Source organism: Bowmanella denitrificans (genome assembly GCF_039522935.1).
GTDB lineage: Bacteria > Pseudomonadota > Gammaproteobacteria > Enterobacterales > Alteromonadaceae > Bowmanella > Bowmanella denitrificans.
The window spans coordinates 76,563-93,054 of record NZ_BAAAEI010000008.1; the positions used below are offsets into that span (position 1 = coordinate 76,563).

Annotated in this window: 19 protein-coding genes; 12 read left to right on the forward strand and 7 right to left on the reverse strand. The window is 50.0% G+C overall.

Features of this window, described 5'->3' with window-relative positions:
- Nucleotides 1-42 precede the first annotated feature (42 nt).
- From ABD028_RS09355 to ABD028_RS09400, 10 genes are all read left to right on the forward strand, one after another.
- Entirely contained in the window at nucleotides 43-999 is a 957-nt protein-coding gene (locus ABD028_RS09355; protein WP_343844472.1) for a calcium/sodium antiporter, read from the forward strand.
- Between the two features lie 17 nt (nucleotides 1,000-1,016).
- Nucleotides 1,017-1,571, forward strand: a complete 555-nt coding sequence (gene kdsC / locus ABD028_RS09360; protein ID WP_343844402.1) for a 3-deoxy-manno-octulosonate-8-phosphatase KdsC — start codon at nucleotides 1,017-1,019, stop codon at nucleotides 1,569-1,571.
- On the forward strand, nucleotides 1,568-2,125 hold the full coding sequence (gene lptC / locus ABD028_RS09365) for an LPS export ABC transporter periplasmic protein LptC (protein WP_102797266.1): 558 nt from the start codon (nucleotides 1,568-1,570) through the stop codon (nucleotides 2,123-2,125). Before kdsC ends, lptC begins: the two co-directional genes overlap by 4 nt.
- The gene (gene lptA, locus ABD028_RS09370) at nucleotides 2,115-2,633 is read left to right on the forward strand and encodes a lipopolysaccharide transport periplasmic protein LptA (protein WP_102797267.1); all 519 of its coding nucleotides are present in this window, start codon (nucleotides 2,115-2,117) and stop codon (nucleotides 2,631-2,633) included. The genes lptC and lptA overlap by 11 nt, the downstream gene beginning before the upstream one ends.
- 4 nt (nucleotides 2,634-2,637) lie before the next feature.
- Nucleotides 2,638-3,363: an LPS export ABC transporter ATP-binding protein gene (lptB, locus tag ABD028_RS09375; RefSeq protein ID WP_343844405.1), complete on the forward strand. Its 726-nt coding sequence runs from the start codon at nucleotides 2,638-2,640 to the stop codon at nucleotides 3,361-3,363.
- Between the two features lie 79 nt (nucleotides 3,364-3,442).
- Nucleotides 3,443-4,921, forward strand: coding sequence for an RNA polymerase factor sigma-54 (locus tag ABD028_RS09380; RefSeq protein ID WP_102797269.1), 1,479 nt, complete (start codon nucleotides 3,443-3,445; stop codon nucleotides 4,919-4,921).
- A gap of 27 nt (nucleotides 4,922-4,948) precedes the next feature.
- Nucleotides 4,949-5,236 carry a ribosome hibernation promoting factor gene (gene hpf, locus ABD028_RS09385; RefSeq protein WP_102797270.1) on the forward strand — a complete coding sequence of 96 codons (288 nt, stop codon included), beginning with the start codon at nucleotides 4,949-4,951 and terminating at the stop codon, nucleotides 5,234-5,236.
- Nucleotides 5,237-5,294: 58 nt separating this feature from the next.
- The gene (gene ptsN / locus ABD028_RS09390; RefSeq protein ID WP_102797271.1) at nucleotides 5,295-5,738 is read left to right on the forward strand and encodes a PTS IIA-like nitrogen regulatory protein PtsN; all 444 of its coding nucleotides are present in this window, start codon (nucleotides 5,295-5,297) and stop codon (nucleotides 5,736-5,738) included.
- Entirely contained in the window at nucleotides 5,735-6,583 is an 849-nt protein-coding gene (gene rapZ, locus ABD028_RS09395; RefSeq protein WP_102797272.1) for an RNase adapter RapZ, read from the forward strand. The genes ptsN and rapZ overlap by 4 nt, the downstream gene beginning before the upstream one ends.
- Nucleotides 6,580-6,852 (forward strand): HPr family phosphocarrier protein, encoded by a 273-nt coding sequence (locus ABD028_RS09400; protein WP_102797273.1) that lies wholly within the window; start codon nucleotides 6,580-6,582, stop codon nucleotides 6,850-6,852. The genes rapZ and ABD028_RS09400 overlap by 4 nt, the downstream gene beginning before the upstream one ends.
- A 68-nt stretch (nucleotides 6,853-6,920) precedes the next feature.
- Here ABD028_RS09400 and rluF read toward each other — a convergent pair whose 3' ends face one another.
- The 6 genes from rluF to ABD028_RS09430 all read right to left on the reverse strand — a co-directional run bounded on the left by rluF (nucleotide 6,921) and on the right by ABD028_RS09430 (nucleotide 10,835).
- Nucleotides 6,921-7,658 (reverse strand): 23S rRNA pseudouridine(2604) synthase RluF, encoded by a 738-nt coding sequence (gene rluF / locus ABD028_RS09405; protein ID WP_343844410.1) that lies wholly within the window; start codon nucleotides 7,656-7,658, stop codon nucleotides 6,921-6,923.
- Nucleotides 7,659-7,777: 119 nt separating this feature from the next.
- Entirely contained in the window at nucleotides 7,778-8,086 is a 309-nt protein-coding gene (locus ABD028_RS09410) for a DUF1272 domain-containing protein (protein ID WP_343844411.1), read from the reverse strand.
- Nucleotides 8,086-8,397: a cupin domain-containing protein gene (locus tag ABD028_RS09415; RefSeq protein ID WP_343844412.1), complete on the reverse strand. Its 312-nt coding sequence runs from the start codon at nucleotides 8,395-8,397 to the stop codon at nucleotides 8,086-8,088. The genes ABD028_RS09410 and ABD028_RS09415 overlap by 1 nt, the downstream gene beginning before the upstream one ends.
- A 3-nt stretch (nucleotides 8,398-8,400) precedes the next feature.
- Nucleotides 8,401-9,360: a hypothetical protein gene (locus tag ABD028_RS09420; protein ID WP_102797277.1), complete on the reverse strand. Its 960-nt coding sequence runs from the start codon at nucleotides 9,358-9,360 to the stop codon at nucleotides 8,401-8,403.
- 96 nt (nucleotides 9,361-9,456) lie between these two features.
- A complete protein-coding gene (locus tag ABD028_RS09425) occupies nucleotides 9,457-9,921 on the reverse strand; it encodes a GNAT family N-acetyltransferase (protein ID WP_102797278.1) in 465 nt (154 codons plus the stop codon).
- Nucleotides 9,921-10,835 carry an AEC family transporter gene (locus ABD028_RS09430; RefSeq protein ID WP_343844415.1) on the reverse strand — a complete coding sequence of 305 codons (915 nt, stop codon included), beginning with the start codon at nucleotides 10,833-10,835 and terminating at the stop codon, nucleotides 9,921-9,923. The genes ABD028_RS09425 and ABD028_RS09430 overlap by 1 nt, the downstream gene beginning before the upstream one ends.
- A gap of 231 nt (nucleotides 10,836-11,066) precedes the next feature.
- Between ABD028_RS09430 and ABD028_RS09435 the strand changes: the two genes are divergently transcribed.
- Nucleotides 11,067-12,200, forward strand: a complete 1,134-nt coding sequence (locus tag ABD028_RS09435; protein WP_102797279.1) for a hypothetical protein — start codon at nucleotides 11,067-11,069, stop codon at nucleotides 12,198-12,200.
- A gap of 36 nt (nucleotides 12,201-12,236) precedes the next feature.
- Here ABD028_RS09435 and ABD028_RS09440 read toward each other — a convergent pair whose 3' ends face one another.
- Nucleotides 12,237-14,687, reverse strand: coding sequence for a DUF3857 domain-containing protein (locus ABD028_RS09440; RefSeq protein ID WP_343844417.1), 2,451 nt, complete (start codon nucleotides 14,685-14,687; stop codon nucleotides 12,237-12,239).
- A gap of 334 nt (nucleotides 14,688-15,021) precedes the next feature.
- Between ABD028_RS09440 and mgtE the strand changes: the two genes are divergently transcribed.
- Nucleotides 15,022-16,383, forward strand: coding sequence for a magnesium transporter (gene mgtE / locus ABD028_RS09445; protein WP_245921670.1), 1,362 nt, complete (start codon nucleotides 15,022-15,024; stop codon nucleotides 16,381-16,383).
- Nucleotides 16,384-16,492: the final 109 nt, after the last annotated feature.

Genomic DNA, 16,492 nt, shown 5'->3' on the forward strand with positions numbered 1-16,492 from the left:
AATCGCCACAAGGTCAACGATATGGACATCTTTCAGCAGCTAGTGATTACAGAATCCCTGATTTTCCTGGCCGGTCTGGCAGTATTAAGTTGGAGTGCCGATGGATTCATCCGCGGTGCTTCTGCGCTGGCGGGAAATTTTGGACTGCCCCCCATGCTCATTGGTCTGACTATTGTAGCCATGGGGTCATCTGCGCCGGAGATTATGGTCAGTGCAAGTGCCTCACTAGCGGGCAACAGCAATACCGCAGTTGGTAACGCCATCGGCTCAAATATTGCAAATATCGGCCTGGTGTTAGGCATCACGGCCCTGTTCAGGCCGCTGCTGGTATCCTCTGGCACGTTGTGGCGGGAATTACCCATAGTACTGGCGGTGTCTTTACTGGCCACCTATTTATTGTGGGACGGCCGTCTGGGCTACCGTGAAGGGTTGCTGTTGTTATTATTATTTTTCCTGGTGATTGGCCTGCTTGCCTGGCTATCACTACGCAGCGACAAACAGGATCCTCTTAATCAGGAAATAGCCGGGGAAATATCCAAAATGGCTTCCGCTAAAGCCGTGTTGTGGATATTGGCTGGTTTGCTTTTATTACCACTCAGCGCCCATGTGATGGTGGCTTCGGCAGCTGATATTGCCCGGCATTTTGGCATTAGTGACTTGGTGATTGGCCTGACCGTCATCGCAATCGGTACTAGTTTACCTGAGCTGGCCGCCAGCATAGCAGGCGTCATGAAAGGTGAAGACGATCTGGCTTTGGGCAATATATTAGGCTCCAATATTTTTAATATTTTGGCAGTACTGTCCATGCCGGGGCTGTTGGCTCCGGGAGCCATAGATTCCCTGGCGGTACAACGGGATTTGCCAGCCATGCTGGCTTTGACCATGCTGTTGGTATTTTTTTGCATCGCTATTCGCGGACGGCGGCAGATACAGCGTTGGCAAGGCGGACTGTTATTGGCTTGCTACCTGGCTTACCAGGCCAGTTTGTTTCAACATTAACCGGAATTAGAGGCCACATGAGCCATACCCAGACCCCCTACGGCACGTTAGACACTTCTATCTTTAAGCGCTTTGCCAATATCCGCTTGTTAGCCTGTGACGTGGACGGTATTTTTTCCGACGGCCGAATCTATCTGGGAAATGATGGTGCAGAATTAAAAGCCTTTCACACCCGCGACGGTTACGGCGTCAAAGCGCTGATGAAAATAGGGGTAGAAGTGGCTGTCATCACTGGACGCAAATCTCAAATAGTGGAAGACAGGATGCGCGCACTAGGCCTGCGCTATATCATCCAGGGGCAGGAAGATAAACAACAGGCCTTGCAGGACATAGCTGGGCAGATGAAACTCAATACAGAGCAGATAGCTGCCATGGGTGATGATATGCCCGATCTGGGCATGTTCAGACAAGCAGGTATCAAGATTTCGGTACCCGATGGTCATCCAGTGGTGATACAACAGGCCGATTTTATTACCCGTTGCCAAGGTGGATTTGGTGCCGTCAGAGAGGTTTGCGATATGATATTGCAAGCCAATCATCAACTAACCCAAATACACGGCATTAGCCTATGAATCGCCTGACCTTAAGTATTCTGCTGCTGTTTGTGCTGATACTGGCTACCAACTACAACTGGTGGCTGGACAGTGAACAGCCACAAACCAGCAAGCAAGGTGAAGAAGTCTGGCAGCCAAATTACCTGGCCCGCAATATGCAAACCAGTTTGTATAATGACGATGGTGTTCTGACTCATAGTATCCACGCTAAGGTAATGGAGCATTACGACATGCTGGGTTTTACCCTGTTCCAGCAACCTCAATACAGTATCTTTGTTGACACGAACGAGCCCCCTTGGGAAATTACCGCCGACGAGGGCACACTATACGAAGACAACCGCATTCAGTTGGAAACCAATGTAGAGATACGCAGTCTTAGCAACGAAGGATTGCTGCAAACCATCAGCACCAGCTTTATCGAGATAGACCTGAACAGCAAAACCATGCATTCTGACCAGCCTGTTACCATCAGCGGTGTCAATTATGTCATCAGAGGCAATGGTTTTAGCGCAGATTTGAACACCAAACAATTTGAACTACTGGATCACGTAGAGACCATCTATGGTAAATAAAATTAAACTGCATGTGCTGACGGCGGCCGTTCTTCTGAGTGCTTCCGCTGCAGCAATCAATAAGGATTTTAACGAACCTATTAAGGTGGCCTCCAAATACCAGTCCGGTGACGGTATCAATAAAGTGTCCATTTTTCGCGAAAATGTGAAAATCACCCAAGGCACCCTGAGTATTGATGCCGATGAAGTGGAAGTGAATGCCGAACAAGGTAAAGGACGGGAAATTTTTATTGCCAAAGGCGAACCGGCCGAGTACCAACAAACCATGGCCGACGGCAGTCGTATTCGGGCGTTGGCCAATCATATCGAATATCAGGTGGATAAACGAACTCTGACCTTAAAGGGAAATGCTGAGCTACATCAAAACAGCAGCAGTGTTAGCGGTGATAACATTGAGTTCAATATGGAGAAGGAACAGTTAGTCGCACAAGGCTCGGACGACGGTGATGGCCGGGTAGAAACAATTTTCCAGCCAGAGCCCAAGAAGAAACCGGTCCAGGAGAAGTAAATTCATGCCAACACTTAAGGCCTCGCATCTGGCGAAAAGCTACAAAAATCGCCAGGTGGTGCGTGACGTGAGCCTGCAAGTCAGTACCGGACAGATTGTGGGTTTGCTCGGCCCCAATGGCGCAGGAAAAACCACTTCCTTCTATATGATTGTTGGCCTGGTTCCCATGGACAAAGGCCAGATATTTATTGATGACCAGGAACTCAGCCACCAACCAATGCATGTGCGGGCCAGACTGGGCATTGGCTATCTGCCCCAGGAGTCATCCATCTTCCGGAAACTAAGCGTTTATCAAAATCTGATGGCGATTCTGGAAACCCGCAAGGATCTCAACCAGGAGCAACGGGAGCAGGAGGCGGATGCATTGTTGGATGAATTTAACATCAACCATATCCGTCATAGCACCGGCATGAGTCTGTCCGGAGGAGAAAGACGCCGGGTGGAAATCGCCCGGGCCTTGTCAGCCAACCCCAGATTTATATTGCTGGATGAGCCCTTTGCCGGTGTCGATCCCATTTCGGTCAGCGATATAAAAAAGATTATCCATCATCTGAAAGACAGAGGCATCGGCGTTCTGATTACCGACCATAATGTCCGTGAAACCCTGGATGTATGTGAAAAAGCTTATATTGTCAGTCATGGTGAATTAATTGCGGAAGGCTCAGCCGAACAGGTACTTAACGACAAGCAGGTCAGAGATGTATACCTGGGTGAGCAATTCAAGCTATAGTTAAGCCAAACAGGCATTGAACTTGCCATGAACGACCATATCAATACCCTGAAGGCCATTGGAAGATAATAAGAAGTAGATGAAGCCCGCATTACAGCTAAAATTCAGCCAGCAGCTCACCATGACGCCGCAACTGCAACAGGCCATTCGTCTGTTGCAACTGTCGACCCTGGATCTGCAACAGGAAATCCAGGAAGCCCTGGAATCCAACCCTTTGTTGGAAGCGGATGACGGCCAGGATTTTTCCACCGGCGACGATCAGGACCTCAACAATGTCAGCAACGACAGTGCTTCTGCCAATAGCGAAGACAACGACCGCATGGAAACCGGCGAAGCGCTGGAAAAACAGGAATTACCAGACGACTTACCGGTAGATACTACCTGGGATGAGTATTACAGCGCTTCTTCAGGCCCCTCCTCCTCAGCCGCCAGCTCAGATGAGGACAATATTTACCAGGGTGAAACATCCGACAGCATTCAGGATCACTTGCTGTGGCAAATGCGTCTGACCCCTTTCAGTGAAACTGACACCGCTATTGCTATCGCTATTATCGATAGCATTGATGAGTCAGGTTATCTTACGGTCAGCACCGAAGACATTCTGCAGAGTCTGGATATCGAAGACGAAGAAGTGGAACTGGATGAGGTGGAATGCGTGTTAAAACGTATCCAGATGTTTGATCCTGTGGGGGTAGGCTCGCGTTCAGTGCAAGAATGCCTATTGGTGCAACTTCGTCAGTTTGGCGCTGAAACCCCCTGGCTGGAAGAAGCCAAGGCGTTGATTCTGGAGCATAGCGAACTGCTGGCCAGCAAAGACTACCGTACCCTGATGCGCAAGGCACGTTTGAAAGAAGACGAACTGCGTGAAGCACTGCGGTTACTGCAAACCCTGAATCCCAGGCCAGGCAGCGCCATCGTCACCAGTGAACCAGAGTACGTTATTCCAGACGTGTCAGTGACTAAGAAAAATGGCCGCTGGGTGGTAGAACTAAACCCTGATAGCCTGCCCAAGTTGAGTATCAATCAGCAGTATGCGGCCATGAGCCGCAATGCCAGAAATTCCAGCGACAGCCAGTTTATCCGCTCTCATATGCAGGAAGCCAAATGGTTTATCAAGAGTCTGGAAAGCCGGAATGAAACGCTACTTAAAGTGGCTAATTGCATAGTACAGCAGCAACAGGGATTTTTTGAATATGGCCCTGAGGCCATGAAACCAATGGTGCTGAATGATGTCGCAGAAATGGTGGATATGCATGAATCCACTATTTCCCGGGTTACGACCCAGAAGTATATGCATACACCACGTGGCATTTTTGAGCTGAAATACTTCTTCTCCAGCCATGTGGCAACGGAAAGTGGTGGCGAGTGCTCGTCTACTGCTATCCGCGCTCTGATTAAAAAACTGGTGGCGGCAGAAAAACCCGCCAAACCGCTGAGTGACAGCAAGATTGCGCAGTTGTTGGCCGAGCAAGGCATTATGGTTGCCCGGCGGACAATCGCCAAATACCGGGAATCCTTATCGATTCCCCCATCCAACCAACGCAAGAGTCTGCTTTAAGACTTACCAACAAAAGGAAGAGGCATTATGCAAATCAACCTTACTGGTCATCACGTTGAAATCACCGATTCTCTTCGCGCCTATGTTGACAGCAAATTTACCAAGTTGGAGCGACATTTCGATCATATTAACAATGTCCATGTTATCCTGAATGTGGAGAAACTTAATCAGAAGGCGGAAGCCACTCTGCACCTCAATGGTGCCGAGGTTTTTGCCACCTCCGAGCATACCGATATGTATGCCGCCATTGACAGCCTTATAGATAAGCTTGATCGCCAGGTGCTCAAGCATAAGGAAAAAATAAAACGCCATTAGGCTCAAACAAAGCCATAAACAGGCCCCGCCTGTTTATGGCCACAACACAAAACTCAGCATGGAAATCAAAGACATCCTCTCCCTTGATTGCACTTCCTGTGCCATTCAGGGGACCAGTAAAAAACGCATTCTGGAATCTATCAGTGATATCGCGGCCAGGCATCTGCCAGAAATTGGTCAGGATGCGATCCTCACCAGTCTGCTGAACCGTGAAAAAATGGGTAGTACCGGCATTGGTTGTGGCATTGCCATTCCCCATGGCCGTTTGGCCGGACTGGAGAAAGTCACGGCAATATTGTTAACCAGCCAGCCAGCCGTCGCGTTTGAAGCCATTGATAATCAGCCTGTGGACATCTTCTTCGCTATTCTTGTACCAGAAGATCAGGCACAGGGACATCTGCAAACCCTGGCCACTATAGCAGCCAAACTGAATGACAAGGAAACGGTGAAAAAGCTACGTCATGCCCAATCAGATCAGGAACTATTTGAGGCCATAGTGTGAAACTCATTATTATCAGCGGGCGCTCCGGCTCGGGTAAGTCTATTGTCTTAAGGGCATTGGAAGATCTGGGTTATTACTGTGTGGACAATATTCCGGTTAATTTGCTACCGACTCTGACCCACACGGTTGTCGATGAGTATGATCAGGTTGCCGTCAGCATTGATGTGCGTAACCTACCCAAAGACCCTGAAGAGTTGGTAGAAATTCTTGACTACCTGCCCTCTAACTGGGAACTGACCATACTTTATCTGGATGCCAGTGACGACGTGCTAATCAAACGTTTCAGCGAAACCCGTCGTCTGCACCCGTTATCCAAACACAGTAAGTCGCTGACCGACGCTATTCAGTCAGAAGCCTTATTGCTTGCCCCGATTATCGAGCGGGCCGACTTATACATCGACACCGGTGAGTTATCGGTGCATCAGTTGGCCGAACTGGTGCGTGAACGCATCCTGGGAAAAAAGAGCTCACGCCTGGTATTGGTTTTCGAATCATTTGGTTTTAAACATGGCATTCCCAAGGATGCCGACTACGTATTCGATGCGCGATTTTTGCCTAACCCGCACTGGGAGCCTGAGCTGAAGAGCCTGACCGGTCTGGATCCGCAAGTGGAAGCATTTTTAGGCTCCCAGGCCATTGTTACCAAGTTTATCTGGCAAATACAGAACCTGATATCAACCTGGTTACCTCATCTGGAGCGCAATAACCGCAGCTATGTCACCATAGCCATTGGTTGTACTGGTGGTCAGCATCGCTCCGTTTACGTGGCAGAAAGCCTGGCGCGCACATTCAAGGCGGTACATCCGGATGTACAAATAAGGCACAGGGAGTTGTCACGAAAATGAGACTGGAAAAGGTCCTGTTAATCCAGAACAAATTGGGATTACATGCCAGAGCAGCCACCCAATTAGCGAAACTGGCCAATCAATTCGATGCCCAGGTAACGCTGGTACAGGGCGACAAGTCAGCTTCAGCCACCAGTGTATTAGGTTTGATGATGCTGGAAAGCAGCATGGGCAAGGAAGTACTGGTGATCAGCGAAGGGCAGGATGCCAAAGCCGCACTGCTGGCAGTGGAACAATTAATTCAACAGAAATTTAATGAGGCAGAGTAAATTTCAGTAACCTCTGGTATTTAATACTGTACTAAGCAAATCACCTTCGCAGTTTGTCATTAGCCTATCTAGACGGTCTTACTGGAGTAGCGCACCGCCTGATTAATTTGCCCCATCTCTGCTTCAGTTAAATTTCGCCACTGGCCAGGCTTAAGATTGCCCAGTTGCACCTGCATAATACGCTCACGTTTGAGACGCACCACCTGATAACCAAGAAACTCACACATGCGGCGAATTTGTCTGTTCAGTCCTTGTGTCAGAATAATCCGAAAAGAAAAGCGCCCGGTTGCTTTTACCTGACAAGGTTTGGTTATGGTGCCCAGAATAGGTACCCCCTGGCTCATCTGACGCACAAAACGTTCACTCACCGGCTGATTGACAGTCACCAGATATTCTTTTTCATGCTCATTACCGGCGCGCAGGATCTTGTTAACGATATCCCCGTCTGTGGTCAGAAAGATCAGTCCCTCTGAATCTTTATCCAGCCGCCCGATAGGAAAAATACGCTGGCGATGGCCGATGGCATCAACAATATTGCCCTGCACATCGCGCTCTGTGGTACAGATAATGCCAACCGGCTTGTTATAGGCAATATAGACACGATCAGATTTGTCTTCGGCACTGGCACCAACCGGCTTGCCATCCACACTGACCTGATCGCCGGGCATCACCTTAGTACCAAGCTCTGGCACTTTGCCGTTAATGCTAACCCGTTTTTGTTCAATCAGCTTGTCTGCTTCGCGACGGGAACAGTAGCCTGAATCGCTGATAAATTTATTAAGCCTGATGGCGCCGTTTTCGCTCATATATCCTCCAGCGCCTTTGCGCCGGGGAATTTTAATCCATGCAGCGGTGCAGATCACGGTAAAACTGGTTTATGCCGATGCCTTTGCGTATTTCTCAGCAAAGGCAGACTGGTTGCGCCTTAACGTTGGGATGGACGGATAGCTTTGAGTGACTGACTGAAGGTCTGCATATCTTCAGGGCTGTAACGGCTGTGTACGGCTTTGTTTGAGGCCGGTTGATGCAACAGGCTGACTCCGGGTCGGTATGCTTGCTTTGGCCGAATGGGGCGCGCAGTAAAACCCCCGCCGCAATTAGGACAGACATTTTGCAGAATATGTTCCACACAGTGCTGACAGAAGGTGCACTCATAGCTGCATATCCAGGCCTGCTCTGAATCGGGCGGCAGCGGGCAATTGCAGCACTCACAGTTGGGTCGCAGCTCCAGCATCAGATACTGCCCTGTTTTTCCACCACCAGAATGCGCGCTGGTCCCACAGGAAAGGCGCAATGGGCGGTGCCGACACCAGCATAGAAAATATCACCACAACCAAGCAGTGCCTTATGCTCCTTGCCTTTATCCCGATAACGCATCTCCACTTCGCCATCCAGCACCACAAAGACCTCATCGCCATCATTGACATGCCAGTGATAGGGTTGATCCGTCCAGTGCAATCGGGTGCTTATCCCCTGCATACAGGCAATGTCTTTGGCCCCCCATGGGCGCTCGGCGGTAAACTCTCTAGCCCGAATCACTTGCATCTTCTACTCCTCGGTACAGGAAGGTGGTGTTAATTCCTGAGTCAGAGCCGTTACTTTAAAAGGCTGCTCAGGGTCTTCTGTGACTTTCACCGTCAACGCGTCGATAAGGTTGTAATCCCCGGCACCGTTTAATCGCCACAAATTCACAGTATCAGGGCCTCCAAAGTGTTTATCCAAACACATGGGCTCCGTATCACCATGTGCGAACAACACTGGTTTACCAAAGGCTTTTGCCACGTCGCGTAATTGACGGCGATATTGCAGGTAAGGATCACATTGATGGGTGCTGTCAGCGCGACAAACAGGCTTGCCTTCCCCCACAGTGATATCGGCATGGGTGGCAATCACCATGGCTTTGGCTTGCTTGAGCTTGGCAAAAGCCAGGGCCTGCTCAAGCCAGATTTGATTTGCCTGGTCACGCATTTCTACCTGCTGTAGCGCAAAGTCAGCATCATCCAGATATATCTGTGCGCGGCCATTGACCGTTCCCAATATATGCAGGGTAACAAAAACCGTCTCTTCCACCAGCCAGCGGGCATTCTCAGGGTATTCCTCCTGCCGGCTTAATTGCCATTCGGCCAGCCCTGACGGGGCGGGATGGTAAAAAATCTCGCGTAACTGGTTCAGCACCTGGTACTCGCTGACGGGATGGGGATTACTGGGCCTGTCGCAATCGGTCCAATCATTATCCCCTGGCGTCACAAAAACCCGGTCCGGCTTTAAGGCATATAAATCATCGCGAATCGCCGTCAATCCTGCCTGGCTACAAGGTGCCTTACTCCCCTGCATATCCCCGCCGTGAATAACAAAAGCAGCATCCGAGGCCATAATGGCCGGCCGGATCAGCTTCTTATACACATATTCCTGTGTGTCTGTGTAAGGTAGGTCCTGCAGCAGAATAAAACTGGGTCCTGCCAGTGTATGCGCGCTGAACAAAGCGATTGCCAGAATCAGATTACGCAAGGTGTGTCTCCATCTAAAAAAGGTCGAGTCTCCAACGCTTATGTGACGGAGGCAAGACAATGTGGCACTGCTAAGCTCAGATGCCTGGATAAAAGGTTAAACAGCCAACTCAAGCAAAGGCAACATTCGCCCTGCGATACTGGCCGAGGGTAACTCGCCTATCCGTTTAGCCCCCATCGCCAGATAGAACATTTCGGCGTGCGGATCACTCTGAATGATTAAGCTGGTTATATTGTGTTCCGCCATGTGTTGTTTCACCCAGTCCATCAGCGCCCGCCCTACCCCCTGCCCTATTGCTTGCGGCTCGACAAATAAGGCGTCCAATTGCCATTGCCCGGCATGGGTTTTATCAATCAGGGCATAGCCCAGCACAATATCTTTGCCTTCAGCAACCTGGCAGGCCCACTGCTCACTCAGTAATTGCTGGCAGGATAGCGTTAATTCATCGGCCACAGCGGCCATAAAATCTGCAGAATAGGCCCAATAGGCTTTAGAGCGCAGTGCTAAAACAGACAGCGACTGCGCCTCTTCGACTTTGGCGGCTCTGAGCACAAATGACATCAGGATACCACCTGCTGCAACAGCCAATACCAGGACGGCAGAGTGATAAAGCTAAGCACCAAACCCAACCCCACCAACGCGGCCACCAATCTGGGGGCTAATGCGGCGCCTATGGCCAGCGCGCCAGCCGATACCATAGGTGGCATTGCCGCCTGAAATACACCGACCTGCAACAACAGACCATCAGGCTGCAACGGCAAGAGCAGGATCAGGGCAATGGCGGGCATCAGCACTAATTTAACCATCAACGCAAATCCCAGCGGCAGGGCTTCTTTGCCATCCAGTTTGAGGCGAAACTGAAAGCCCACCGCCACCATGATCACAGGCACCAGAGTAGCAGCCAGACTATCCAGCAGGCGCTGCATAAATTCAGGATAAGGCCAGTCTTTGAGCAGCAACGCCAGCAATAAGGCAATAAAGGAGGGAAACAGTAGCACCCGTCTGGCCATCTGACCGGCAGAAGGCGCGCTGGCCTGCGGGTTGTACCAGGCACAGAGCAGGGTGGCATAAGTGGCCAGGGCCAGAAACGAACCAAGCTGATCGTAAATAATCGCATAGGGCATAGCCTGCTCGCCAAAAAAGGCCTCGACCATGGGAAAGCCCAGAAAGGACGTATTCCCCAGCGGCAATACCACCAATAGCGCAGCGATTAAATGCCGGTCCCATTTCATTATCTTACCCACCAACAACACCAGTGTGGCCACTATTAACAAAATGATCCAGGGCAGTACTGCCGGCATCCACAACTGGGCAGAAAACGTCATCAATGGGATTTTTTGCAACACCAGAGCAGGCAAGGCCACGTAAAGTACGTACTGGTTCAGCACCATACCTGTGTCGGCAGGAAACTGCGGCAGACGGCGAAGCTGACTGCCGATTAACAGGTAAATCAAGACCAGGGCAAAACTTTCCATGCAAAGCATATATATCAAGCCAACATGAGGCGACTCTAGCCCGCTTTTAGTGCTGAGGCCAACCGACTTTAGGCGAATAGCAAGAATGACCGCCAAAATGCCCTGTTTTTCAAAATAGTTAAATATTTGAAAATTAAGTATTAATTTGTAATCACGGGTTGTGCTTGGAAAGAACTGGCGATAATTTGGCGGCAATCACTCCCCCTTAGCACCATTACAGGAAGTAAGCTTATGAAAACAGCCAAGCTGATTGCCGGACTTTGTCTGTTGCTGGCAGATTTAAGCCAGGCCGCACCGTTGCCAGCTTACCAGTTAACGGATTTAGGCACCCTGGGTGGTGCAGAGTCTCAAGCCATGGGCCTGAACGATCTGGGCCAGGTGGTGGGTTGGTCAACCCGCAACAACCGGCCGGAATGTCTTGCCAGTGAGCAGAACGCGCCGTGTCGCTATGGTTTTGTCTGGCAGCAAGGTCAGATGCAAGACTTAGGGCATGCACATCCCGACGCTGAAAGGACCTATGTGGTAGAGATCAATGACGACGGCATTATGGTCGGCTATGAAACCGACTACTACCCACTAAGCGGTTCGATCACCCGCCCCATTAAAGGCGACAAACAAGGCCTGACTTTGCTGGCAGTAGCACATGAAAACGGTGGAGGTCAGGCGGAAGATATTAACCGCCAGGGCGAAATTGTGGGTTGGAGCTATGATGAGCAGGGCCAGCAGAATCTGACCGTCTGGCATGGCAAGGAAATGCAATTGCATGCAATGGACAAGGAATACTACCGCCGAGGTTTAGGCATAAACGACAGTGGCAATCTGGTGGGATATCAATACAGGCCCTACAGTTTTCGGCCAAATTCTGCGCTGCTCTATCAGCATCATGTCGTCAGCCAGTTATCGGACCAAAGTGAAGTATGGTCCGAAGCCAAAGATATTAACAACCTGGGTATGGTAGCGGGTGAGTTAGCCTCCGGGCCACATCGTCCGCCCCTGGCAGCTCTGTGGCTTCCTCTGCTGGGCGGTGAAATGCAGACCCTTGAGCTGGGTACCCTGAAAAATTACAGCGCCTCATCGCTACGCGGGATTAATGATCAAGGCGTGGCAGTCGGACAGGCCTGGGATGAAGACGGCCATGCCAGGGCGATTATCGTATTACAGGGTAAGCTGATTGACCTCAATACGCTGGTTAGTAGCCAATGGCCACTGATCAGTGCTGAAGATATCAACAATTATGGCCAGATTGCCGCCACCGCACTGGTCAACAACCAAATGCGTGCGGTATTGCTGACGCAATCACCAAATCAGGGTGACCCATTATGCAGGTCCAGTCGCAAAGCCTGTCGACATCGCATACCACAGTAATCATTATTCAGCTTGCGGCATTGCATCTGGATGCCGCTAGTTCGCCCCCTCAGCAGCCACCTCAGGCGTGGACGCTTCAGTCTGTGCAGAATTGTACCTGCGAATAAACGTGGCTTTGACACGTTTAGATACCAGGAAATAGCTAATCCAGATTAGGCTGGTGACCAGCATTGACAACCATTCAGTGATCTCTGCAGCCTCCACTGCGAAATCTGGCCCGCCAAGGACAGAGGTCAGGTAGAGATCTATCCCGATAATCAGCAACATAGCGACTTTATATATTACATAAACTTTGGGCAGAGTTTGCCTGCGTTTAAAAAACAACCATAAAACGGTTATTGTCCCGACCAGCAACATAACATTGGTAAACAACTCGACACATAGCAGTGTCATCATCGGAAAATCGTAGTGCTGAGATATGACTGCCCACTGTTTCGCTGACGCCAGGTACCAAAGATCCCGGCTTTGAATAACCAACGCAAGCGGGGTAATTAACAGACCCAACATCGGCAGAATCAGCCAACCACCAATGCCAGATGAGCAGAATACCTCGGGTTGGTATGGCTTCACGGGGGGATCATAACGGATAACTTTGATACTCAGCCACACACAAACCAGCAAACTAACGAGTAGTAATAATATTACCGGCCAGTTAATGTCTTTCATGGCAAATTGGTAGGTACCAAAGTTCAAAGCCGGGTCGACTTTCTGAATCAGATAAAAGCCCTCTTCCTGAGCGGCCCCAATATTCTTCGCGTAGTCCGAGTAATACTCGGGCTCTATCACCGACTTTTTCGAACCATATGAATACGTCAGTTCCAACGTTTCACCATCAAATTGCACCACCTTGCTGTAGTCAAAGGCCTGGTCTTTTATACTCACCTGCTCATCAGCGAAATTGGAGTCTGCCGGCATTTTGATTCGGGTTATATGCGTAAATTCAACCGGATGAGAGAAAGACATGGGATAGCGGCGGGCTTTTTTTTCAACTTTGTGCAAATGGTCATCCATCAGAAAAGGCTCAAAATTGACACTTACAAAGTCAGAACCGGCCTCGGCCTGCCATATGGGGGACACAACATAGTTTTCAGTAACGGTAATACGATTTAAGCCATCGTCATCATATACCGTCAGATCAGCGGAAACCTTGGCATTTTCAAAGTACTTTTGCGTGTACTCAAGATAGTTCTGCTGCATGGTTTTAAGATTAGACCCGGCCAGTTGCTCTCTGAACTGATCAGCATAAAAGCCGTCATAACTGGTGGTCACTTCATAAGTGGCCTCATCATGAGATGTGCGCAAGTCAACATATTCAACGACTTTCTTACGATGCACCTGCAGGATATCTGCCGACATGTTTTGTAAATTCGCCGTGTCTTTTGCAATAACCAAGGCATAGTCAAAGTCAGCCTGATACAAATGAGCCAGATTGCCACTTTGGTAAGTTCGAGTGGCATCTAACCAGTAGGTTTGGTTATGCAGCTTTGCTCTTACAATGGCATGATTGAATCTCAATGGCGTTGGCAGGCTGTCAGGCAGGGCCAGACCACTCTGGGTATTCACCAGGGCGACGTTTGCTTCAATACCTAAACCATTGAGAATACTCACCAGCAGTAAGGCTTTGTCCTTGCAATCACCATATCGTTGCAACAGCACCTGTGCCGGACTATGAGGTTGATGGGAGTGAATACCCATCTCGATTCCCAAATAGCGAATGCTCTCCTGAGAAAATCTCAGCGCAGACAACAACTGCTCTTCAACCGAGTGGTGTGTGCTGCGAATCTCATCAATCACCGTCGCCATTTCTTGTGGTCTGGATTGAAACAAAGGTATCGCCCACGCCACCACATCCTGCCAACTGGCATAGTCACTCACCTGGACAAACGGAAAAGGGTCATACCAGCCAGGGATGTTGTCTTCCCATTCTATTTCTTCCAGCATGGCTTGTTGCCAATGATAAACGCTGGTGCCGTTGTGCGTCTCAATGTTGGGTTCGATATCAGTGAGGTGATTCTGAATATATAAAGGCTTGTTTTCTTGCCACACCAATCTGTAATTGACTAACGCCGCAGGTACCCGCCAGCCCAGCGCAAGCTGATTGGAAAAATGTCCGGCATACACCGGGTTAACACCGACCACGCTGTAACTGTAGTGAACCACGTCGCCAACCCGAATATCATCCAGTACCAAGCTTAAGGTCTTGCGCCCATTGTAAATTTGATACTCTCGTTGCGTTTCTAATTGCAACAGGCTAATTCTGGCGCGAGGCAGACGAGGTTCAGATACGCCGCTGCGAATCACCTCGACATCATGCAAAATAACCTGCTCATAGCTGGGGTCAAAATCGATTTCGATATTGGAAATATATCCCAGTCCCTCGGCATTCAGGGCCTGCTCGGCGAAGTGTTCAAAACGACTCTGTTGTGTCTCTTGAATTTTCCATTGTCTGTCTACCAGCAAATGAGCTATACCATTGAAATTATTCATTATTTCAACAGACCCTAAGGCAGGAATGGAAGCTGGAACCACCCAGTCAGGCTGCGCAGCAATCCGGTATTCATCGTTCGGTGATGCATAGGATGAGAACGCCCAACACACCAATAGCAAAATGAGCAGAGAGGTTCTAAAGCGAGTAGCGTTCACAAGCGCGTCCTTGCATTAAATGTTAATAGCAGATTTGATGATCATTTTATCTTACCAACAGTTTGTCCGGTAAGAACACTTAACTTCATCTTGCGATAAGATTCCTGCTGACCTGCTGTTCGTCTTCCACTAAACTAACAACAGAAAATCAATAAGTTGCACAAGGGCCCGAGCTAAGTTGGAACCGGCATTCGAATCACAATCCTCATACCAGCAGCTACAGGCTATTAATGACGCCCTGTCCAGCGGCATGTATGTGCACGTGCGCAAGATGCTCCATCATATGCCGGCGCCGGATGTGGCTTTTATGCTGGAGTCCACGCCAGCCAAGAGCCGCGCCGTGCTCTGGCAACTTATAGACCCTGAATTCCACGGTGATGTGCTGGAAGAGCTGTCCGAAGATGTGCGCAACGGCATCATCCGCCAGATGGTACCGGAAAAACTCGCCGACGCCCTGGAAGATATGGACACCGATGATTTGGCCGAGCTTTTGCGCGGTCTGCCGGATACCATCTTCCAGCAGGTACTGCACTCCATGGATGAACAGGACAGGGTCAGGGCCGAGCAGGCGCTTTCCTTCGGTGAGGGTACCGCCGGTTTTATTATGAATACCGACACCATCACCCTGCGCCCGGAAGTGACCGTCGATGTGATCCTGCGCTATCTGCGTTTAAAAGGGGAAGTGCCGGAAGACACCGACGCCTTCTATGTGGTGAACCGTCACGACAAGCTTATTGGGATTGTGCCGGTGATCCGCCTGCTGACCGCCACCTCAGATATGACGGTGGAGGAATTGATGGATGAAGACGCCGAAACCATCCCCGTAGACATGCCCGAAGGTGAAGTAGCTAAACTGTTCGAGCGCTACAACTGGATTTCTGCTCCTGTGGTGGATGGCGAAGACAGGCTACTGGGCAGAATCACCATCGACGATGTGGTGGATATCATCCGTGAAGAAGCCGAACACAGCATGATGAGCATGGCCGGTTTGGATGACGAGGAAGATACCTTCGCACCGGTAATGAAAAGTACCGGCCGACGCTCTATCTGGCTGGGGGTTAATCTGGTCACGGCATTACTGGCGGCAATGGTCAGCGATTTATTCGAAGCCACCCTGAGTCAACTGGCCGTGCTGGCTATTCTCAATACCATTGTGCCCAGTATGGGTGGCGTGGCCGGTAACCAGACATTAACGCTGGTTATTCGGGGCATGGCGCTGGGCCATGTCAGTCCCAGTAACAGCCGCTGGCTGGTGAGTAAGGAACTGGCCATTGGTGCACTGAACGGCATTATCTGGGCTGTACTGATTGCCGGTGTAGTGGCCATCTGGAAACAGGATCTGACCCTGGGTGGCATTATCGCCTTTGCCATGATGATCAATATGCTGGCGGCAGGACTTGCTGGCGCAACGCTGCCACTATTGATGAAACGCCTGAAAATCGATCCGGCGCTGGCCGGTTCGGTTATTCTCACCACCATCACGGACGTGGTTGGTATTTTTGCCTTTTTAGGCACCGCCACGTTGTTGATGATGCCCTGATGCTGTAACGGAAGCATCTGAAAAGCCATAATTTTTTTGCGGTTAAAGGCTTTTTGTCGTTATCTTGGTCTATCCTAAGGAGGCTGAACTTCCTTACCAATAACAGTGA